Annotated in this window: 5 protein-coding genes; all 5 read left to right on the forward strand. The window is 61.8% G+C overall.

The window, feature by feature from the left end; translation table 11 throughout:
- The coding region (locus ACK5L9_RS20595) for an AMP-binding enzyme (RefSeq protein ID WP_416913324.1) at positions 1–555 on the forward strand (555 nt) is incomplete at its 5' end.
- 213 nt (positions 556–768) lie between these two features.
- Positions 769–1,077, forward strand: a complete 309-nt coding sequence (locus ACK5L9_RS20600; RefSeq protein WP_416913325.1) for a DUF485 domain-containing protein — start codon at positions 769–771, stop codon at positions 1,075–1,077.
- Entirely contained in the window at positions 1,074–2,789 is a 1,716-nt protein-coding gene (locus tag ACK5L9_RS20605) for a cation acetate symporter (protein WP_416913326.1), read from the forward strand. Before ACK5L9_RS20600 ends, ACK5L9_RS20605 begins: the two co-directional genes overlap by 4 nt.
- 200 nt (positions 2,790–2,989) lie before the next feature.
- On the forward strand, positions 2,990–3,247 hold the full coding sequence (locus ACK5L9_RS20610; RefSeq protein WP_416913327.1) for a DUF4212 domain-containing protein: 258 nt from the start codon (positions 2,990–2,992) through the stop codon (positions 3,245–3,247).
- Between the two features lie 13 nt (positions 3,248–3,260).
- Positions 3,261–3,863, forward strand: a 603-nt coding sequence (locus tag ACK5L9_RS20615) for a VC_2705 family sodium/solute symporter (protein WP_416913328.1), incomplete at its 3' end; no start/stop codon positions are given.

A 3,863-nucleotide genomic window follows, 5' to 3' on the forward strand; every position in this document is an offset into this window, starting at 1 on the left:
ATCGCCGATAGCTGGCCGGGCCAGATGCGCACCGTCTGGGGCGATCACCAGCGCTTCATGGAAACCTATTTCCAGCAATATCCGGGCTATTACTTCACCGGCGACGGCTGCCGCAGGGACGAGGACGGCTATTACTGGATCACCGGCCGCGTCGATGACGTGATCAACGTGTCCGGGCACCGCATGGGCACCGCCGAGGTCGAAAGCGCGCTGGTCGCCCATCAAAAGGTCGCCGAGGCCGCTGTCGTCGGCTATCCGCACCCGGTCAAGGGACAGGGCATCTATGCTTATGTCACGCTGATGAACGGGGTCGAGCCGACCGAGGATCTGCGCAAGGAACTGGTCAAATGGGTCCGCACCGAGATCGGCCCCATCGCCAGTCCCGACCTGATCCAATGGGCGCCGGGCATGCCCAAGACGCGTTCAGGCAAGATCATGCGCCGCATCCTGCGCAAGATCGCCGAGAATGATTTCGGCGCTTTGGGTGACACCTCGACCCTGGCCGAACCCGAGGTCGTGGACGACCTGATCGAAAACCGCATGAATCGCGGCTGAAAGCGCGCGGGGCTGGCGGCAAAGCGCCTGCCCGCCCCGCGCCACCACCCGACCCCGAGCCAAGGCTTGTCCGGGTCACACGGCAAGGAGGCGCCGAACGCCTCGGGTCTTGCCGGCCATGTTCCGATGACGCCAGATCCCGCCGGCATGTTCCGGTGGGCCGAGGACACTTGACTGACAAAAACACCACTCCCGTTCGAGGAACGCACAGAAATGGAAAAGTCCCTCGCAGAGCGAATCTCTGCAAACCCGGACTACCAAAGGCTCAAGGCCACACGGTCCGGCTTTGGCTGGAAACTGACCATCGCCATGCTGGTGGTCTATTACGGCTATATCATGCTGATCGCTTTCAACAAGTCCCTGCTGGCGCACCGGCTGGGCGAAGGCGTTATGACCTGGGGCATCCCCATCGGCTTCGGCGTCATCATCTTCACCATCCTGATCACCAGCGTCTATATCCGCCGTGCCAACAGCGAGTTCGACGAACTGTCCGCCAGAATCCGTCTGGAGGCGCTGAAATGAGCCGCCTCGCGACGCGCATCGCGGCATCGGCCGCAGCTTTCGCCCTGCCCGTGGCCGCGATGGCCGACGCCATTCAGGGGGGCGGCGAAAAGCAGGCAACCAACTGGACCGCGATCCTCATGTTCGCGGGCTTTGTGGTGCTGACGCTGTTCATCACCAAATGGGCCGCCTCGCGCACCAAATCCGCCGCCGATTTCTATACGGCGGGCGGCGGCATCACCGGGTTCCAGAACGGGCTGGCGATTGCGGGCGACTATATGTCGGCGGCGTCCTTCCTGGGGATTTCGGCGGCGGTCATGACCTCGGGTTATGACGGGCTGATCTATTCGATCGGCTTCCTTGTCGGCTGGCCGATCCTGACCTTCCTGATGGCCGAGCGGCTGCGCAACCTGGGCAAGTTCACCTTTGCCGATGTGGCGGCCTTCCGTTTCGCGCAGGCTCCGGTCCGGATCTTTGCGGCTTCGGGCACGCTGGTCGTGGTCTGTTTCTATCTGATCGCGCAAATGGTCGGTGCCGGATCGCTGATCGAGCTGCTGTTCGGTCTGGATTACTGGATGGCCGTCGTCATCGTCGGCGCGCTGATGATGATCTATGTGCTGTTCGGCGGCATGACCGCGACGACCTGGGTGCAGATCATCAAGGCCTGCCTTCTGCTGGGTGGCGCGTCCTTCATGGCCCTTGCGGTGATGTGGAAATACGGCTTCAGCCCCGAGGCGCTGTTCTCGGCCGCCGTCAAGGCCAAGACCGACATTGCCGCCGCCGGCGGCGCTACCGCCGAAGATGCCGCGACTGCCGGTCAGTCGATCATGGGGCCGGGCACCTTCATCAAGGATCCGATCTCGGCCATCAGCTTTGGCATGGCGCTGATGTTCGGCACTGCCGGCCTGCCGCATATCCTGATGCGTTTCTTCACCGTGCCCAGTGCCAAAGAGGCACGCAAGTCGGTTATGTGGGCAACCACCTGGATCGGCTATTTCTATCTGCTGACCTTCATCATCGGTTTCGGTGCCATCACCTTCGTGCTGACCAACCCCGATTTCGTGGCGGCCGATGGCAAGCTGGTAGGCGGCAACAACATGGCTGCCGTGCATCTGGCCAAGGCAGTGGGCGGCAACGTCTTTCTGGGCTTCATTTCGGCCGTGGCCTTCGCGACCATCCTTGCGGTCGTCGCCGGTCTGACCCTGTCAGGCGCATCCGCAGTCAGCCACGACCTTTACGCCACCGTCCTGAAGGGCGGCAAGGCGGACAGCCTGGCAGAATTGCGGGTGTCGCGGATCACCACGCTGTGCCTTGGGGCCATCGCGGTGGTTCTGGGCATCGCCTTCAAGAACCAGAACATCGCCTTCATGGTGTCGCTGGCCTTCGCGGTCGCCGCTTCGGCCAACTTCCCGGTGCTGTTCATGTCGGTTCTGTGGAAAGACTGCACCACCAAGGGCGCGGTCACAGGCGGTTTCCTTGGCCTGATCTCGTCCGTGGTGCTGACGATCCTGTCGCCCTCGGTCTGGGAGGCCACGCTTGGCCACGAAGTCGGTACCGCGCCCTTCCCCTATACTTCGCCCGCGCTGTTCTCGATGACGCTGGCCTTCCTGGGGATCTGGCTGGTGTCGAAGATGGACAACGGCGAACGCGCACGCATCGACCGGGCGGGCTTTCTTGCCCAGCAGGTGCGTTCTGAAACCGGCATCGGCGCGGCCGAAGCCTCGTCTCACTGAAAGGGGTGCAGGGCATGGGAAAGATCACCGATCCGCCACGGCCCTGCATCGCGTATCCCCTGACCATGCGCGGGGGAGGGTAAAAGTCACCGGCCCTCTGCGCCTGACAGCGCAGGGGGCCAAATGCGTACCCGCCTTTGCCGCCGGGGGGGTCCGTCATGTCAAGGCGGCCTGTGCTTCAAGAGGGAGGACCGACGATCATGAATGACAAAACATCATCGAATGCCTACTGGAAGGCGAATATCCGGATCATCTGGATTTGTCTGGCGGTATGGGCACTGGTCTCTTATGGCTTCGGGATCATCCTGCGGCCCATGATTTCAGGAATAAGGATCGGAGGCACCGATCTGGGCTTCTGGTTCGCGCAACAGGGCTCGATCCTGGTCTTTATCGTGCTGATCTTTTTCTATGCGGCCCGGATGAACAAGCTGGACCGTGACCACGGCGTAGACGAATAAGGAGGGCAGACCCATGAGCCAGTTTACCCTGAACCTGATCTTCATCGGCCTGTCCTTTGCAGTGTATATCGGCATCGCGATCTATGCGCGGGCCGGATCGACGGCCGAATTTTATGCGGCCAACCGGGGGGTCAGCCCGGTCATGAACGGCATGGCCACGGCGGCCGACTGGATGTCGGCGGCGTCCTTCATCTCGATGGCCGGGCTGATCGCCTTTACCGGCTATGACAACAGCACCTATCTGATGGGCTGGACGGGCGGTTATGTTCTGCTGGCGATGCTGCTGGCACCCTATCTGCGAAAATTCGGCAAGTTCACCGTGCCGGAATTTATCGGCGACCGTTTCTACAGCCAGACCGCGCGCATCATTGGCGTGATCTGTCTGCTGATCATCTCGATCACCTATGTGATCGGGCAGATGACCGGTGTGGGCGTCACCTTTGCGCGGTATCTTGAGGTGTCGAACGCGACCGGGCTGTGGATCGGCGCGGGGCTGGTGTTCTGCTATGCCGTTCTGGGCGGGATGAAGGGCATCACCTATACGCAGGTCGCGCAATATGTCGTGCTCATCAACGCCTATACCATCCCGGCCATCTTCATCTCGATGCAACTCACC

Origin of the sequence: Paracoccus sp. (in: a-proteobacteria) (assembly GCF_047973135.1) — a bacterium.
In the GTDB taxonomy this organism is placed as follows: Bacteria; Pseudomonadota; Alphaproteobacteria; order Rhodobacterales; family Rhodobacteraceae; genus Paracoccus.

Excerpts from the sequence above, each read along its gene's own strand:
- ACK5L9_RS20600 (WP_416913325.1), top strand. The coding sequence starts at position 769 with ATGGAAAAGTCCCTCGCAGAGCGAATCTCTGCAAACCCGGACTACCAA.
- ACK5L9_RS20605 (WP_416913326.1), top strand. The coding sequence starts at position 1,074 with ATGAGCCGCCTCGCGACGCGCATCGCGGCATCGGCCGCAGCTTTCGCC.
- ACK5L9_RS20610 (WP_416913327.1), top strand. The coding sequence starts at position 2,990 with ATGAATGACAAAACATCATCGAATGCCTACTGGAAGGCGAATATCCGG.